At 51.7% G+C, this 17061-nt stretch carries 12 protein-coding genes; 1 reads left to right on the top strand and 11 read right to left on the bottom strand.

The window, feature by feature from the left end; all coding sequences use genetic code 11:
- Positions 1 to 136 precede the first annotated feature (136 nt).
- The 3 genes from AC0YNS_RS23845 to AC0YNS_RS23835 all read right to left on the bottom strand — a co-directional run bounded on the left by AC0YNS_RS23845 (position 137) and on the right by AC0YNS_RS23835 (position 5085).
- Complete coding sequence (locus AC0YNS_RS23845) at positions 137 to 2440, bottom strand: helix-turn-helix domain-containing protein (protein ID WP_475783437.1); 2304 nt, start codon at positions 2438 to 2440, stop codon at positions 137 to 139.
- A gap of 108 nt (positions 2441 to 2548) precedes the next feature.
- The gene (locus AC0YNS_RS23840; protein WP_475783436.1) at positions 2549 to 3568 is read right to left on the bottom strand and encodes a zinc-binding alcohol dehydrogenase family protein; all 1020 of its coding nucleotides are present in this window, start codon (positions 3566 to 3568) and stop codon (positions 2549 to 2551) included.
- Positions 3565 to 5085, bottom strand: coding sequence for a tagaturonate reductase (locus AC0YNS_RS23835; protein ID WP_475783435.1), 1521 nt, complete (start codon positions 5083 to 5085; stop codon positions 3565 to 3567). Before AC0YNS_RS23835 ends, AC0YNS_RS23840 begins: the two co-directional genes overlap by 4 nt.
- A 141-nt stretch (positions 5086 to 5226) precedes the next feature.
- Between AC0YNS_RS23835 and AC0YNS_RS23830 the strand changes: the two genes are divergently transcribed.
- The gene (locus tag AC0YNS_RS23830; protein WP_475783434.1) at positions 5227 to 6090 is read left to right on the top strand and encodes a helix-turn-helix domain-containing protein; all 864 of its coding nucleotides are present in this window, start codon (positions 5227 to 5229) and stop codon (positions 6088 to 6090) included.
- Between the two features lie 51 nt (positions 6091 to 6141).
- On the opposite strand, the gene AC0YNS_RS23825 is transcribed toward AC0YNS_RS23830, so the two are convergent.
- The 8 genes from AC0YNS_RS23825 to AC0YNS_RS23790 form a co-directional block, all read right to left on the bottom strand.
- Positions 6142 to 8499, bottom strand: a complete 2358-nt coding sequence (locus tag AC0YNS_RS23825; RefSeq protein ID WP_475783433.1) for a glycoside hydrolase family 95 protein — start codon at positions 8497 to 8499, stop codon at positions 6142 to 6144.
- A 397-nt stretch (positions 8500 to 8896) separates the two neighbouring features.
- Positions 8897 to 9703: a Nif3-like dinuclear metal center hexameric protein gene (locus AC0YNS_RS23820; protein ID WP_475783432.1), complete on the bottom strand. Its 807-nt coding sequence runs from the start codon at positions 9701 to 9703 to the stop codon at positions 8897 to 8899.
- 15 nt (positions 9704 to 9718) lie between these two features.
- Complete coding sequence (locus AC0YNS_RS23815; RefSeq protein WP_475783431.1) at positions 9719 to 10570, bottom strand: SDR family oxidoreductase; 852 nt, start codon at positions 10568 to 10570, stop codon at positions 9719 to 9721.
- Positions 10571 to 10575: 5 nt separating this feature from the next.
- Positions 10576 to 11646, bottom strand: a complete 1071-nt coding sequence (gene uxuA, locus AC0YNS_RS23810; protein ID WP_475783430.1) for a mannonate dehydratase — start codon at positions 11644 to 11646, stop codon at positions 10576 to 10578.
- Positions 11647 to 11850: 204 nt separating this feature from the next.
- The gene (locus AC0YNS_RS23805; RefSeq protein WP_475783429.1) at positions 11851 to 13935 is read right to left on the bottom strand and encodes an alpha-glucuronidase family glycosyl hydrolase; all 2085 of its coding nucleotides are present in this window, start codon (positions 13933 to 13935) and stop codon (positions 11851 to 11853) included.
- A 79-nt stretch (positions 13936 to 14014) separates the two neighbouring features.
- A complete protein-coding gene (locus tag AC0YNS_RS23800) occupies positions 14015 to 15139 on the bottom strand; it encodes a family 8 glycosyl hydrolase (RefSeq protein ID WP_475783428.1) in 1125 nt (374 codons plus the stop codon).
- A complete protein-coding gene (locus AC0YNS_RS23795) occupies positions 15139 to 16059 on the bottom strand; it encodes a carbohydrate ABC transporter permease (RefSeq protein ID WP_475783427.1) in 921 nt (306 codons plus the stop codon). Before AC0YNS_RS23795 ends, AC0YNS_RS23800 begins: the two co-directional genes overlap by 1 nt.
- Positions 16060 to 16072: 13 nt before the next feature.
- Positions 16073 to 17023, bottom strand: coding sequence for an ABC transporter permease (locus AC0YNS_RS23790; protein ID WP_256209088.1), 951 nt, complete (start codon positions 17021 to 17023; stop codon positions 16073 to 16075).
- Positions 17024 to 17061: the final 38 nt, after the last annotated feature.

Here is a 17061-nt window from a genome sequence, read left to right as displayed (position 1 = left end):
CTCTCCTCTCGCTTTCCTCTCAAGCTAAATTGTAACCGCTTACTTTATGGGATTGATCATATCCCTTAGCGGCGAACGACGTAAAGGTTCACTTCTTTCATGCACCGTACACTTGCGTTTTCACGCCGAAACCCAGTCATATCGGGGCTTCGGCGGTTTGTCTGTACGCACTTGGCGAGATTCCTCTCACCCGCTTGAACGCTCTTCGAAACGAATGTGTACTGTTGTAACCGACATGTACGGCGATCTCATCGATCGTCATTGTCCGCTCATTAAGCAGTTCGGTCGCTTTGCCAATCCGTATAAGCTCCACGTAGTCCGATAGGTTCTCGCCGGTGTATTCCCTGAACAGCTGCGAGATATATTTCTCCGGTCGACCGATGGCTTCGGCAACCTGATACAAGGTTAAATTCGATTCCGGGTACCGATTGTTAATGTATTGAATAACCTCATCGATTGTCTCTTGATCCATGACCGACTTTTTCCGAACGACATCGTGGCACATATCCGTAATTAAGGCTTCTAATTGCCCTTTGAGCTGTTTGGCTCCACCTGTTGCCTGGACATGCATGATCCGATGCCTAATTTCTTCGGCTGCAACCTCATCCTGCACCACTTTCTGCTCCACCAGCTTCAGTAACGTGCTCTTTAGCTCCATGGTGAACTGCTGCATCATCTCATACGAGAGATCCCGTTTTTCAAAATTGCTCGTGAACAGCTGGGTCAGCACAGCAAGCCCCTTCTCGGAATCACCGGCTTTTACCGTATTCATCAAACGCTGCTCGGCCTCGATGGAGTAATCGTACATTTCCGTCTCACGGATCGTGTCCTTGTAGTGGGTGATATCTTCCGCACCGGTATAGATAGCAAACTCCAGCGCTTGCTGGGCTTCATTGAAGGATCGGCTCATCTCATGCAGCATGCTGTAATAGAGAGAGCCAAGGCCGACCTTAATCGAAAGGCGATATTGGGTATAAACCGTATCCATGAGAAGCAGCAACTGTTCGAAATCATAGTTCATTCGCGGGAAGATGATCGCAATCTTATCGAAGCCCATATCGGTCACAAGCAATTCCGGACTAGCTTCCAGAAGAGACTGCTTCAGAATTAAACGTGCCACGCTTAGCTCTTGAACGATATCTGCATTTTCCATCCCGCCATAGCCGTTGATTCGCAGTAGTCCGACATACCCTTGATCACTTTCAATTTTGATGCCGGTTTGCAGCGAAATCGCTTCGATTTCTCGCACGGAGCTGAATTCTCCGTTTAGCAGCCGCTTAATGAACGCATCGCGAAGCAAAGGCAGCTGGTTATGCAAATCCGCCTTGAGGGTTTGATTATCATTGATGAGATTGGAGATGTTACCTGCGAGGAAATCATATTCGTTCTTGGAGCTGCCGCTGAAATGGCCATTCTGATCACGAAACGTACTCAGCAGCCGATGAATCGGAGCACTGTTACGATAAGCGAGCAACAGTCCGCTGACGAGGGCAATAATGGAGGCGGCCAACGTGTAAATTCCCGTTACTTTCTTAATGGTATTCGCTTTGCCCATTAACGCTTGCTCCGGAATACCTGCCGTATAGAGCCAGCCATTCGTATTCGATCGGATGGAAATAAGCAGCCTGCCATTATCGAATCGGCTGGTATCCGCCTCCACTCCGGATGGGATAACCGAAACCTTCTTGTAGTCGGCCTCATCAATTCCTTTGGCGATAATGGTTTTCCCTTTATTGTCCGTAATGACCGCCCAACCGCCATACTGCTGCACAATATGATCGAGCGTTTCCCCTAGCTTCGTCTCATCAATAATAATGGCAACGGTAGCCATCGATTCTTTGAAGCTGTTGATCGGAAGCGTTTGGAGGAAGGTAATGGCCGAAGTTTTGCGCAGCGCTGTGTTTCCGTCATTGCGGACATAGGTGTGTAGAGGCACAATTTCATTAAAATGGGGCTGCATAAGGAACGACTTCTCCCATTCATCGAAGCTCATGTCGTCGAACTGGTTCAGTTCATAATAGTGCTCGGGCCGGAAGAAGACGGAATTCGGTGTCAGAATGGCATTATAATTGCGCAGATAGATGAAGAAGTTAGACAAATAATCGTTGGTGCTGCTGTAATTGACTAAGCTGCGCTGCATGCGTCCCAGTCCATACACATTGTTGGGATCATACGGCTTCGGGTCGACGATGAGCTGATTTAATTCGGCATTCACCGCTAATTGCTTCGTAAAGCCGGCAACCTCTGCCAACCGCCGCTCTAGTATCTCTTTGCTCATATTCAAGGTTACTCTGCTATTCTCGATGGAATCGAATTTGGCCACATCAATTGAGGTGCGATAAGAGGCGTAGGCAGCAATTAGCGGGAGAATCAGCACAATAAGATAAGAAATCAGTAATTTACGGAAAACCCGTGAACCGTTAGCCCCTTTTCTCTTCATAGAACAATCGCCTCCGCAAATAGAGTGATTATGCAAGATGACCTCCCCTTTTCTAATTGATTTAGGGGAGGTCATATAAGGAAAACCCATGTTCATGCTTTGTATAACCTAAAGCTCCACCATCGCTTTGATCACTTTCGATTCCGGCTTCAGCCAGCCTTGGAATTGCTCGATCATCTCGGCCAGCGGTGCACGGTGCGTGATGTAGCGGTTGACATCAACGGCACCTGCGGACAACGCGTCCAAGACATTGTCGAAGTCTTCTCTCGTTGCATTGCGGCTTGCCATCAGCGTAAGCTCGCGTTTGTGAAACTCGGGATCGCTGAAGGTGATATCTGCTTTGACCAGCCCGACAAAGACAAGTCTGCCGCCGTGGGCCACATAACGGAACGAGTCGCCCATCGATCTGGCATTGCCTGTTGCATCGAAGACGACGGCGGGCAGCTCGCCGCCGCAAGCATCCATGATTCGCTGAACCGGCTCCTCCTGCAGCGCGTTTACAAGCGCGTCGGCCCCAGCCCCTTGCTCGCAGAAGCTAAGCCGATCATCGTTGATATCCATCGCGATGACCTTCGCCCCAATGTGCTTGGCAATAGCCATCACGCCGAGGCCGATCGGTCCGCCCCCGATGACCAGCGCCGTCTCGCCCGCAGCAAGACCTGACCTGCGCACAGCATGCGCCCCGATCGCAATCGGCTCCAGCACAGCAGTCTGGTCCAGCGTGAGTTCATTCGCCGGGATCAAACAAGCGACCGGAACCGAGATCCGCTCTCGCATGCCGCCATCGCGATGCACGCCGAGCACCGACATATCCGTGCAGCAATTCGTTTTGCCGCTGCGACAGGCGATGCAACTGCCACAATGCAAATACGGGATAATGCTGACTTGATCACCGACCGTAAGTCCCTGCTCATTATAGCCAACCTCTTCAATAATGCCCGCAAGCTCATGCCCGAGAATACGCGGGTAAGAGAAGAAAGGTTGATTGCCTTTGAAGGCGTGGAGATCCGTCCCACAGATGCCGATTCGTTTGATGCTGACAATGGCATGTCCCGCTTCCAGTACCGGCTCAGGCAAACTCTCCGTCCATTCGAAACGGTCTACTTCCGCACAGATGATTCCCTTCATAACTGCCCCCTGCCTAACTTCGCGTTATTTGCTGCGTGACTCGCTTCCATCTCTCGAATGAATACCGTAACTCCATCCGCCAGCCCTTTGATGGCAGATAAATCGCTGCCCCAAATCTCCTTGTGGCTGAGCAGAAGAGCGACAATCTCTTCAAGCGGGCGTTTACTAGACCAGCTCCCGGCTAGAAGCTCCAATGATGCCGCATCGTCCCTGACCGTATATGGAGCGCCATTAAGCGTGCGACCTGTGAAACCTTCACCTTCTCGAACGACTTGGTAATATCGCAGCAGTGCGGCTAACGACTTCACGATTCGCGGCGGAAGCGACTCTCCGCGATCCGTATAATAAAGCAGCGTAGGCAGCAGCCGCGTTCTGAACTTGCTAAGGCTGTTCATGGCAATATCCGCGAGACGATGGTTAATGAATGGATTCAGAAACCGTTCATACACGGCCTCCGCATAAGCCATTAATTCCTCTTCCGGCATGGCAACCGTCGGCACGATTTCAGCGGCAACGGCTTCCCTTACGAAGACTCCGAATTGCGGATTCTCCATGACATCTCTGACATATTGCTCGCCATGCAGCAAGGCAAGCGGGGTCATGAGCGTATGAGCGCCATTAAGAATGCGTACCTTCCTTAGCTGATACGGACGCAAATCATCAACCCAACGTACATTCAGCCCTGCCTGCCGCAGCGGCAGTTCTTCGTCAAGCTTCGATTCCGCTTCGATCGCCCAGAAGTGATACGGCTCTGCAGTAGTCAGCATCGCATCTTCATATCCCCATTCCGAGAACCATTCATCCGCTTGCTCACCTGCTGGATAGCCCGTTACAATGCGATCCACTAGTGAATTGAGGAAGCGATTATGCGTCGATACCCATTCCCGGAACGGCTCCGGCAGCGACCAATCCTCGCAATATTGCAGCACGCAGCGCTTCAGCTCATCGCCATTGCGTTCAAGCAGCTCACATGGCAGGAATATAAGTCCATTGTCCTCGGCTCCGTTGCCGCCTAGCGCCAAATATCTGCGATAGAGCAGCCATGCGATTTTGCCCGGAAATGACTGAATCGGTTCGCCTTCCACAAGCGGCTCCGGATTGTAGACGAGTCCGGCTTCCGTAGTGTTGGATACGACAAAACGTAAGGCAGGACTCTCCGCCAGTGAGATGAGCTGCTGCCAGTCGCTGTAAGGGTCGAATACCGTAGAGAATACGGATACAATCTCCTTATTCTCCACTCGCTCCCCATTCTCCAGCCCCCGCGTCACTAAGGTATAGAGACCGTCTTGGCTTTGCAGGGTATTGATTTTCGCTCGACCTCCCGGCCTTGGCTGCGTCAGCGCCACACTTCCATGGAATAAGCCTTGCTCTTGGCACCTATGAATCATCCAATCGAAGAAGCCGCGCAGAAAGTTACCTTCGCCAATTTGCAGCACCGTGACCGGGCTTTGCTCCATAACCTCGTATGCTTGCCGCTGCTTAGCAGGTAAAGTCTCGCTCCCCAACTTTGTTCCCATCGATTCAAACCCCTTTGCTTGTTTGGTCTTAACCTAAATGTAACACCCTGATGAGATCATAAAAGTGCATATTATTGCAGATTTATACCCTCATTTGATATATCCTTAGAAAAGATACGGACAACAAAGGAGCGCTCGCACATGAAGCCTATACGCAAACAGTTCGATGCCCAGCCTTCATTCCCTTTCGCCTTCACGTTCAAGGATCGGAAGACGCTGCAGCGCGAACTGCCTGATCATTTGCATGATTGGTTTGAGCTTGTCTACGTGTACAGCGGTAAGGGTGCTTTCTTCATCGACCGAACGATTTATGACATGAATCAAGGTGATCTCTTCATCATTCCGGGCAACACCATTCACCGTGCATTCCCGGACAAAGAGGATCCCGTTACGTCCACTGCTATGTTCTTTCATCCCATTCTGATGGACCGGATATCGCTGGGCGAATCATTTTCATATATGGCGTGTTTCGAGCAAAGCCGTACCCATCATAGTTTCAAAATGGAATGTACTCCGGCGCTTCAACAACATGTTGAGCGAGCACTGGATGGGGTTGAAGCTGAGCTGCGGACAGCGCAAGCAGGCTATCGCCATGCTATTGTTCTGTGTTTAGAGCAGCTGCTGCTGGCGGTTAATCGGGAGATAGATGGCGAGAGGAAGCATAGAGCCAGCTCCGCCTTTATCGGTCCAAGCTGGATGAAGGATAGTTTACTGTATATCGACCGGCATTTTACGGATGCTGTCAGCCTCAGCAAGCTAAGTCAGATGGCCTCCGTCAGCCCTGCGCATTTCAGCCGTGTATTTAAGCAGAGCACAGGGATGAACGTCACCGGGTTTATTACGGTTAAACGAATTGTGAGAGCCAAGGAGCTGCTGCAAGGCAAGGATGATACCATCGCAGTCATCGCTGAAGCATGCGGCTTCGAGAGTATGCCTTATTTTCACCGGGTGTTTAAGCAGATTGTCGGCATGACGCCTGCGGTCTATCGGCAGCGACGCAGCTAAAAAAAGCCGCCGGCGAAGAGGCATTTCCTCCTCCCGCGGCGGCTTCGAAACTTACCCGGTAATGGAGTAGCTTCCGTCTATATGAGTTGTGAATCGATACAAACCTCCGTCTACCTGTTCGGCAGCGACAAGGTTTCCTTCTGCATCCGTGATCGTAATTGGCGACTCAGAACGCAGGGTGCAGCTGCCACCGACAAGCGATTTCACACTGGCCGAATGCATTTTGCCTTCCTTCCAGATCATGCCGACTTCGAATCCCCCGCGAGCCCGCAAGCCCTTAACAGACCCGTTTCGCCATGCATCCGGCAGCGACGGAAGCAGCCATACATACTCCTGATGGGATTGCAGCAGCAATTCCGCAATGCCTGCCGTTGCGGCAAAATTGCCATCGATCTGGAATGGCGGATGCGCGTCGAATAAGTTGGCGTATACGCCGCCCCGGTGATAGTTTTCTTGGGCATACTCATCGACAAGTTGTAGCAGGTTGTTCACTAAATTGAGCGCTCGGTTGCCATCTCCAAAACGTGCCCATAGTCCTGTTTTCCACCCCAAGCTCCAACCGGTTCCTTCATCTCCGCGACGCTCCAGTGAGCGGCGGGCTGCTGCAAACAGCTCCGGTGTGCCTGCTTCGGTCAGTTGACGGCCGGGGTAGACGCCGAATAAATGCGAGACATGACGATGGAATTGATCTTCATCCTCGAAGTCCTTATACCATTCCTGAAGCTGGCCATACTTGCCAATCTGCAAGGGGAATAAGCGCTCCTGGGCTGTTTCCAGCTCCACTCTCCACTCCGCATCGATCTCCAGCTCCTCGGATGCTTCGATGCAGTTCGTAAACAAGTCCCATATAATCGATAGATCCATCGTGGAAGCCACGCTAACACCGGATAGCCCGTCTTGTGTCACAAATTTATGCTCCGGCGATGTGGATGGTGACGTAATAAGTCTTCCTTGACCGTCGTCAATGAGCCAATCCAGGCAGAACATAGCCGATTCTTTCAGGATTGGATACGCCTTGTCTCTCAGGTAGGCTTTATCTCTGCTGAACGCGTAATGCTCCCACAAATGCTGGGCCATCCAAGGTCCGCCCATTGGCCACAATGCCCATGCCGCGTCACCTTCTCCAAAATCACCAACCGGCGCAGTGTGTCCCCAAATATCCGTGTTATGATGAGCCGTCCAGCCGCGAGCACCGTAATGAATTTGTGCCGTTTCCCGGCCGCTCTTCGATATCTTCTCGATTAAATCGATCATAGGCTCGTGGCACTCCGCGAGCGCACAGGTTTCTGCCGGCCAATAGTTCATCTGCGTATTAATATTAATCGTATAATTGCTGCTCCATGGTGGTCTTGTTTCCTGATTCCATATGCCCTGCAGATTCGTCGCTTGCGTTCCCGGCCGTGATGAAGCAATCATGAGGTAACGACCGTAGTCGAATAGCAGCTTTACTAGTCCGGGGTCATTTGCCCCGTTTTGCTTAATCCGCTTATCCGTCGGAAGCAGCTCGTCCGACTCCGATGCTGGGCCCAGATCCAGTTCTACACGATTGAACAATGCTTGGTAGTCCGAGATATGCCGAGCGCGAAGCTCCTCATAGGAACGGCTCAGTGCCGCATGAACGCGCTGCGAGGTGAGTAGCGCAGGCTGCTCGTCTTTCGCGTAGTCCGTCGCCGCATCGAAGACTAAGACAACCGAGGTTGCGCCGCTTACACGAAGTCCATCGGTGCTTGCCTCCACCGTACCGCCTTCTGCGGATGCTGCAAGCCTTCCGTTAAACCGGATGGCTTGTGACGTCGACTCATCGCCATACCGAATCGGGTTATCGGAAGATTGATAGCTCGGCGCAACATGCTCGGGAGCGATGCCGCTCAGAATGAGATCGGACGCTCCGTCTTGTTCCATACGGTGACGAAGCGGACTGCTCAGCTTGGCATGGAAGGAGATCTTGCCTGGCTGGCTGGCTGTCAGCTTCATCACGATCACTTGATCCGGATGTGAGGCAAAATATTCACGCGTATACGACACATTACCAATCCGATAGCTCACCGCCGAAATCGCTTCATCGATGCGGAGCTCCCGGCGATAATCGCTCGTATTATTACCGTGCTCGAACAGAAGGTGCAGATGGCCAAGCGGCAAATACGCTTGCGTGTATGCCCCCATCATTCGTTTACACAGCTGATCTGCTTCTACATACTTCTCTTGCGCCAGTAATTGGCGAACCTCCGGCAGGGCAGCAAGCGCCTCCGGATTGTTCCAGCTCGGGTTCGGCCCCGACCAAAGCGTGTCTTCATTAAGCTGCAGCTGTTCGTGTTCCACACTGCCATAAATCATAGCTCCCAAACGGCCATTCCCAATTGGCAGCGCTTCCGTCCAAACTCGTGCAGGTCCCGGATAATGCAATTTCAATTCATTTCCCTCCCAATCAGTCCTTGATGTGTCCTATTCACACAGTAACAAACTTCCAAGCGTCTGTGTTGCATTTTTTTCCAAATGGGAGGGTTAGATGAAACTTTCCTACACTGAAAACCAGCTTTTGGCGCACATGTGCGGTAGACGGTACCTCTCTTTAGCTAAGTACCAGCTTTTACCGCACATGTGCGGTAGCCGGTACCCCTCCTTTCCACCATTGTGTTGTCATAGGTGCCACTCTTTCACCAAATTCGCGATACTTCCGCCAAGCCCACCGTTTGAACAACGCATTGCTCAGGTAGGGAGCAACTCTTTTCCTTGCTAACCTACCAAACACAACAAAAACAAGGCCGCCCCAAAAGTCACCTGCGCACTTTTTGAGACAGCCCCACATCTAAACCACATCAAACACTCGATCCACATTCACATAGTGAATCGGTACGGCCGCGAACAATTCACCAAGCCGATCTGCCAGCAGCCGCATACCCGGTTGCTCGCTCTCCAGATGGCCGAGAACGAGGAGAGACTTCGCCGCTCCCATGTGAACGGCGTCCCTCACGTACTCCGGCGTTTCCCACTCGGGTCCTTCGCCGTACAGGATCAGATCCAGCTGGTACTGCTCATAGAGCGGAATCGCCAGCTCTCCGCCTCCCCTGTAACCAGCGAGCAAGCCGACGCGTCTACACGAATCAGACAGATCACCTACGGCACGGAGCGACTCTATCCCGAGCCGCTTCTTCACATGTGCCGCAATTTCGAGGCCGGTATGCGGAGGAAGCTCAACAATCGAGGCAGCAGGGAGATGCTCCGCGACGAACGCCTCCCAGCCCAGCTCTTGAAGCAATCCTTCCATAATGCCATCGGGTTGCTGCCGATGTAATCCGTCATGCAAGCGGTAGACAGCAAGGCCGTGCTCGGCAATCAACTGTTTCTTAGCAGCGTACACCGTGCCCTCCATAGACGCGACCTTATCTCCGTCATGATGATGACTGTAAAAGATCCCTTCATGCGAAATCACCAAGTTCGCACCTAACGAAACCGCCTGCTCCAACACCTGCTGCGATGCGATAAAGGTGACGACGATTCCACTGACAGCCTGCCCGGCATCACCGAAGAGCAGTTGATCCGCACCACAACCAATAGCTTCACCGACTCCCGTCGCCTCCAAAACATCAAGCACATCCTGAACAATGAGCGTCATCCCAGCCGCCTCCTCCTATACGCCTGAATACGCCATAAATCCGCCATCCACCGGGACCGTGACCCCGGTGACGAATCCGGATACGGTATCGTCCGCCAGCCAAACAAGTGCACCAAGCAGGTCCTCCGGCTTTCCGAATCTACGCATTGGCGTATGAGTGATGATCTTATGAGAACGTTCGGTCAGCGAACCATCCTCATGGGTTAACAGCTTCCGATTCTGTTCCGTCAGGAAGAAACCCGGCGCAATCGCATTGACCCGAATGCCCGCTTCTGCCATATGAACCGCGAGCCACTGCGTGAAGTTATCGATCGCTGCCTTTGCCGCGCTGTAAGCAGGCACTTTGGTCATCGGGCTTGGTGCGCTCATCGACGAAATATTGATAATCGATGCTCCTTCGACTTGAAGCATTTGTTTCGCAAAAGCCTGCGTAGGCAGCAGCGTGCCTTTAAAATTCAAATCAAACACATACCCGAAGCCCTTCTCCGTTAAATCGAAAAAGGTACGAATGCCCTCGACTCCTACATCATCTGCTTTAAAAATCTCATTCGTCGTGCTACCCTCCGGATGGTTGCCGCCTGCTCCATTAATGAGCAGGTGGCACGAGCCCAACTGTTCCTTAACGACAACAGCCGCCGCGTCCACACTTGCAGCATCGAGCACGTCGCAGACAACAGCTATCGCTTCATTACCTTCACGGCGAATCTCTTCCACCACTTTCAGGCCCGATTCTTCCGTACGGTTGAGGATAGCCACCTTCATTCCCTGCCGCGCTAACTCCTTCGCCATCGCGGAACACAGGACGCCGCTACCGCCGGTCACTACAGCTACCTTCCCCTGCAAATGCTCGTGCTTCGGTATACTCATGCCTATCATTTCGTCACCTCGCCTGCACGCATGGAATCCCAAACGCCCCACAAATACATAATGCCTAAGGCCCGATCATACAGCCCATAACCCGGACGACATTTTTCGTCCCAGATATGCCTGCCATGATCCGGACGGGCATAACCTGTAAATCCTGTCTCGAAATAGGCTCGCACGATGCCTGCAATATCTACCGTTCCATCAGAGGTCCTGTGCGAGGTTTCAATGAAATCCCCATTGTCATAGACGCGCACATTCCGAATATGCGCGAATGGGATACGGCCCTTAAACTCATGCACCATTGCCACAATATCGTTGGCCGGATTAGCGCCAAGCGATCCGCTGCACAGCGTCACGCCATTGCAAGGGCTGTCGACAAGCTGCAGTAACCTGCGGATGCTTTCTCGGCTATTAATGATGCGCGGCAAGCCAAAGATCGGCCAAGGCGGATCATCGGGATGAATGGCCATTTGGATGCCATGACGCTCCGCGGTTGGGATAATCTGCTCCAGAAAATACTGCAGATTGCTCCACAGATCTTCTGCCGACACCTGCTTGTATTGCTCAAATAACGGCGCAAGCAGCTTTAATCGTTCCGGCTCCCAGCCCGGCATTGTAAAATCCACCTCATTAGCGATACGACTCACAAGCTCGCCGGGATCCATACTATCGACCTTAGCCTTCTCATAGAAAAGCGCCGTCGAGCCATCCTCCAGCTCCTTGAACAACTCCGTCCGCACCCAATCGAATACCGGCATAAAGTTGTAGCAGATCGTTTTGACGCCAACCGCTGCCAGCTTCTCGATTGTCTTCTTATAATTGTTAATGTAGTGGTCCCTAGTTGGCAGCCCTAGCTTAATATCCTCGTGGACATTTACACTTTCAACTACCTCCAGATGCAGGCCATAAGCATCGGCTTGTTCCTTATAGGCGAGGATTTTGTCCATCGGCCACTCTTCACCTGCAGGCACATCATGCAGTGCCCAGACAATACCTTCCACACCTGGAATTTGCTTGATCTGCTTCAACGTAACCGTATCATTGCCGGTCCCATACCAGCGGAACACCATTTTCATTTCTTCCTCACCCTTCTCCTCCAAGGTTTATTTCTAGGCTTTATTTATAAAGCCGCGGAAGGGTGAAAGGGATTGTGCCGTAGAGTTTACGTGCCGCCTTTGATAGTGTGTTGTTACCTCCAATTCTAATCCTAGAGAACACACAATCAACAGCGGCCGAAGGCACATCCCTGATCCCTGCAGCATTAGCTTTTCGCATCACAGCTAGTAAATCAACCTCCCACGTTCATCGGCAATCCCCGACTTGCGATAAAAATACGTATTAATACAATCGCGCCATTCTTCCGCATGCTCCGCTTGGTGAGTGAGTCGATCAAGTACCTGCTCGTGCCGTTCGCTTCCAACCAGCGAGGCTAGCAAATTCCACTGCTCTACCAGCTGAGCCGCACGCGCTGCACCTTCGAAATGCGTGTCGTAAATATGCTGGATCACCGTCTTGCCGCTCTTAAGCCGGTGCGAATACGGAACATGATGGAAGAACAACAGAAGCTCATCCGGGCATAACGCCACTGATTCGTACCGCTCCGCCACCGGAGAATGATACTGTCCCGCGTAACCAGTGCCGCTGCGCACGGTACGATCAACGCCCATGCCATGGCAATCCGCATAGTGATACGTGCCCCACTTGGAATATTCATAGCCGTCAACGTTAGGGCCATAATGATGATTCGGATTGACCATCCAGCCCACACCAAGCGGGGCCGTATAGTCCTCGTAAATGCCGTACGAGCTTAGCAGCATGCCTAACAAGACACGCTCCACCTCTGAATCCAATCCGAAGGTCATCGCAATCCATTCCCGTGCAATCTGCTCTGCGCTTAACTTCGGATTCCATGCCAACCGTGCATAGCCGTACCAATTCGCCTGTGCCAAAATATGTCCGGTCCAGCTCGCATCATCCCCGATATTTGCGACTGCCGCAACGCCGCCGCGCGCTCTCCCAAACAGCCGCCCGCCAGCTACTTCCGCAACCGTAGAACCTTCCCCACGGGCATGCGTATCAAAGTCCATTACTTCCTTCCACTGCGGCACCAAGAAACATACATGCCGCTGCTGACCTGTGTACTCCTGCGTAATCTGCAGCTCAAGCAGTTGGTTCGTGTCCTGCAACCCGCCGAACAACGGTGAAACCGGCTCTCGTACTTGAAAATCCATCGGTCCGTTCTTAATCTGCAGCATGACATTGTCACGGAATGTTCCATCCAAAGGCATGAAATGGTCATAGGCAGCACGAGCACGATCCGTGCTGCGATCTCGCCAATTCTGCAGGCAGTTGTACACAAAACAACGCCAAATCACTTCGCCGCCAAAAGGCGCCAGCGCATCTGCCAGCATATTCGCGCCGTCCGCATGATTCCGTCCGTACGTAAACGGCCCCGGTCTGAATTCGGAATCAGCCTTGACCAGAAACCCGCCGAAATCCGGGATGTAGCGGTAAATATTCTTCGCAGCACCATGCCACCATTCCGCTACCTCCGGCGCAAGCGGATCCGCCGTGTTCAGTCCGCCAAGCTCCATCGGACTCGCATAATTCACGCTCAAATACAGACGAATACCATACTCGCGGAAAATAGCCGCCGTCTTCGCCACATCCGGCAGAAACTCGTCGGTAATGAGCTTCGATTCCTGGCTGTGCACATTAACGTTATTAATCGTTAGGGCATTAATGCCACCGGATGCCAGCAGCCGAGCATAGTCCTGCACACGCTCCTGATCCCCGATAAATCGACCCTCATGGAAGAAAATACTTCTCCCGGCATAGCCGCGCTCAATCGATCCGTCCATATTGTCCCAATGGTTGATCATACGCAGACCATTGCTCGGCAGCTCGCAAATGGCAAGCCTCTCGATACTCTCCCCGGTTTGCAACAGCCGCATCAAATGGAACACCGCATACAGCAAGCCTTTATCCGCATCAGCTGACAGATAGATCCGATTCTCATCCGAACCCGAAGCATGAATGACATAACCTTCCTCGCCTAGTTCATTGAAATTATAGATACTTGCAAGCGGGTTCAGCAGCTCGCAGCTGCCGATTGTACCGACCACAATTACCGGCAGGCTCAGCTCCTCAGCAACGGCATCATCCTCGACCTCAACAGGCGTTTCCCCAAGCATCACGCCCAGTGCAAGCTTCAACTCTCTGCGCGCCGCTTGCAGCAGCGGTGAATCACCGATCACCACAAGCTGCGAGCAGCGCTTCTTATATTCACTGCGTAATGCTTCATTCCGGATAAGCTGATAATCAAGCCAACATGCATAGCCGCTCTCTATTCTTCTTCTATTCATGGCTGCGACAACCTGCCTCTCATTCGCTGAAATGAAAAGAGCCTCCTGTAACAGGAGACCCTACCTACTACATATCCATTTATTCAGCTGCTTCTGCCGACCATATTCGGTAATTCCCGCTTAACGCCAGCAAGGCGAATAAGTAGAGGCAATTATCATAATAACGCCTGTCACCCTCGCGAACAGGCGTCTTCCAGAACAGCGCTACACTCTCTCTCGCATATAGGCCGTTCGGTGCCGCTAACGATGCAGCTGCATTCGTAGCAATCAGCCCAACCGGATGAAGCGATTTCTCCTCGAACGGCTCACCGGCAATCGTATACCGCCGGTAGTCATCGGGATGCTTATCCGCGAAGAAGGCTTGAATAAGCTCTGCCTCCCGAGTCATCCATTTGCTTGCGCCAAACCACAGCGCCTCTAGTCCGATATTGGCTGCGACCCGGTAGGAATCACTGAAGAAATGCCCATACCCGCGATCATCGTTAGGCGTTCTGTCATAATGGGCATATTCCGGTGCTAAGCCGGTTTCCGGATGGCAAGCCAGCAACAGAAACGCCCTGCTGGCTTCCGCCGCTTCTCTCCAGAATGGGCGATCCGCTTCATTAGCCCAAAGAGCAAACAGCTCATAGAAATGCGGCAGATGATACGACGGATCGGAGTATTCGCAGTTAGGCACGAATTTGATTAATTTATTGTCCGGGTTCCACATCGGATAGCCGATGCCGTCTTCTCCGTTGTGTATGCAATCATGCAGCAATGCACGCGCCTTTACGCCGTAATCCAGAGGCGCTGCGCCGTCGCCCCACCGATGGGAGGCGAACAATAAAGCAAGCGCGAAGTATTCCTCGCCATCCGGCGCCGGTCCGTTCGAGCGCTTCGTTCCATCCGTGTTGCAGGACCAGGCGAAATAACCTTTGTTCTCGCCGGAAGTCATATACATGTATTGATAGCTCCATCTCCAAAGCCGATCGAATACATCCTTCTTATCCAGCTGTACAGCCATCATCATGCCGTAGGACATGCCTTCCGTCCGAACATCGAGGTTCCCGGTATCGAGCATATAACCCATATCGTCACCGGACGGGTAATACATTCTCGTCGCTTCATGATCGCCGAACAGCAGCTCCCACGTTTGCTCAACCTTTGCCTCGATATCCTTCGCGTCATAACCATAAGCAAGCAGTAGATTGTGATGTGCCGCCATTAGCCTTTTACGCCTCCCAGCGTCATCCCTTTAACAAAGTACTTCTGCAGGAATGGATAAACCATTACAATCGGCAAGCTCGCGACAATCGTCATCGTAGCTCGAATGGATGTCGGCGTGACGAAGTTTGCTGCCGTTCCGCCCGAGCCATCCATATTGCCGCCGGAAGAGCTGATCGAAGCATTCGAGTTTTGGAGCATCTTCATCAATTCGTATTGCAGCGTACTCAGGTTAATATGCGACGAGTTGTACAGGAACACATCAAACCAGGAATTCCAGTGGTACACTGCTGTGAACAAGGATGTTGTCGCAAGCACCGGCATCGACAAAGGCATGACGATCTTGAGGAACGTCGTAAACTCGCCTGCCCCGTCAATTCTTGCCGATTCCAGGATACCTTCCGGCAGCGTCTCAATAAAGGAACGAATCACGATGATGTTAAATACGCCGACAATACCCGGAATGATGTAGACCCAGTAGTTGCCCATAAGGCCAAGCTCGCGAATCAGCAAGAAGTTCGGAATCAATCCACCGTTAAAATACATCGTCAGCACGAAGGCCAGCGTAACGAATTTGCGTAATACAAATTCCGGACGGCTGATCGTATAAGCTACCATCGCCGAACAGAAGGTAGAGATGAGCGTCCCGAGAATTGTCCGCGAAGCAGAAACCATAGTCGCGTGCAAAATCTCTCCCTGCTTGAACACATAATCATAATTTTCCCAGGTTAATACTCTGGGCCATAAGTAGACGCCGCCCTTAATGGAGTCTCCGGCATCGTTGAGCGAAACAGCCAGCATGTTGATGAATGGATATAGTGTCACGATCATGAGGATCACCATGAACGTGTAATTGGCGATATCGAACAGCCGATCTCCTGTCGACGAATGACGGGCCATAGTTCCTTGCGATTTAGCCATGCTGTTCTCCTCCTTAAAACAATCGTTCTTGGCCTAGCCGTTTTGAAAGGTAATTCGCCGAGAACAATAGCACGACACTGATAACCGTCTTGAATATCCCTGCTGCGACGGACAATGAATAGTTGCCCAGGTTCATACCATACTTCAGGATGAAGATTTCAAGATTCTCGGAATAATCGAGGTTCGGTCCATTGCCAAGCAAGTATTGCGGCTCGAAGCCAGTCTCTAGAATTTGTCCAAGGTTAAGAATAATAAGAATGATAATAACAGGTTTGATTCCGGGAAGCGTAACATGGAAGATACGCTGGAAGCGTCCAGCGCCATCAATCTCGGCAGCTTCATACTGCGCAGGATCGATTGAGGTCATAGCGGCTAAATAAATAATCGTGTTCCAGCCTACGTTCTTCCATACTTCCGAAACGCCTAGAATACCCCAGAAATACTTGCCTTCTCCAAGCCATAGAATCGGTTCCTTGATGAACCCAAGACCCATCAAAATTTCATTGAGGACCCCTCCATCAGCAGAGAGAATGGTCTGAATAATCGTAGCTGCGACAACCCAAGATATAAAATGCGGTAAGTAGCTGATCGTTTGTACGACCCGTTTGAACGCTACTTTTCTTAATTCGTTTAATAGAATGGCTAGTATAATGGCTGTTACAAATCCGAGAACGAAATTGATTAAGCTCATAGCAAGCGTATTGCGAAGCACCACCAGGAACCGGTCATCGGAGAACATAAACTTAAACTGCTTCAAACCTACCCATTTCTGATCGCTGAAGGCTTTCGCCGGCTTATAATTCTGAAACGCGATCGACCAGCCCCATAGCGGAATATATTTAAAGATCACAAGCCAAATAAGGAACGGAACGGACATCAGGACCAACGCCCGCTGCTTCACAAGCTTCTGCAGAAATAATCCGATCCCGGATTTCTGACCGAGAAGGATCCGATCGGCAGTCATCTCCTGCTGCTTGGTTTCTATCATTGCGATCACTCCTC

It is taken from the genome of Paenibacillus sp. J22FR21 (assembly GCF_056269135.1).
This window is presented reverse-complemented; position numbering and strand designations above follow the sequence as displayed.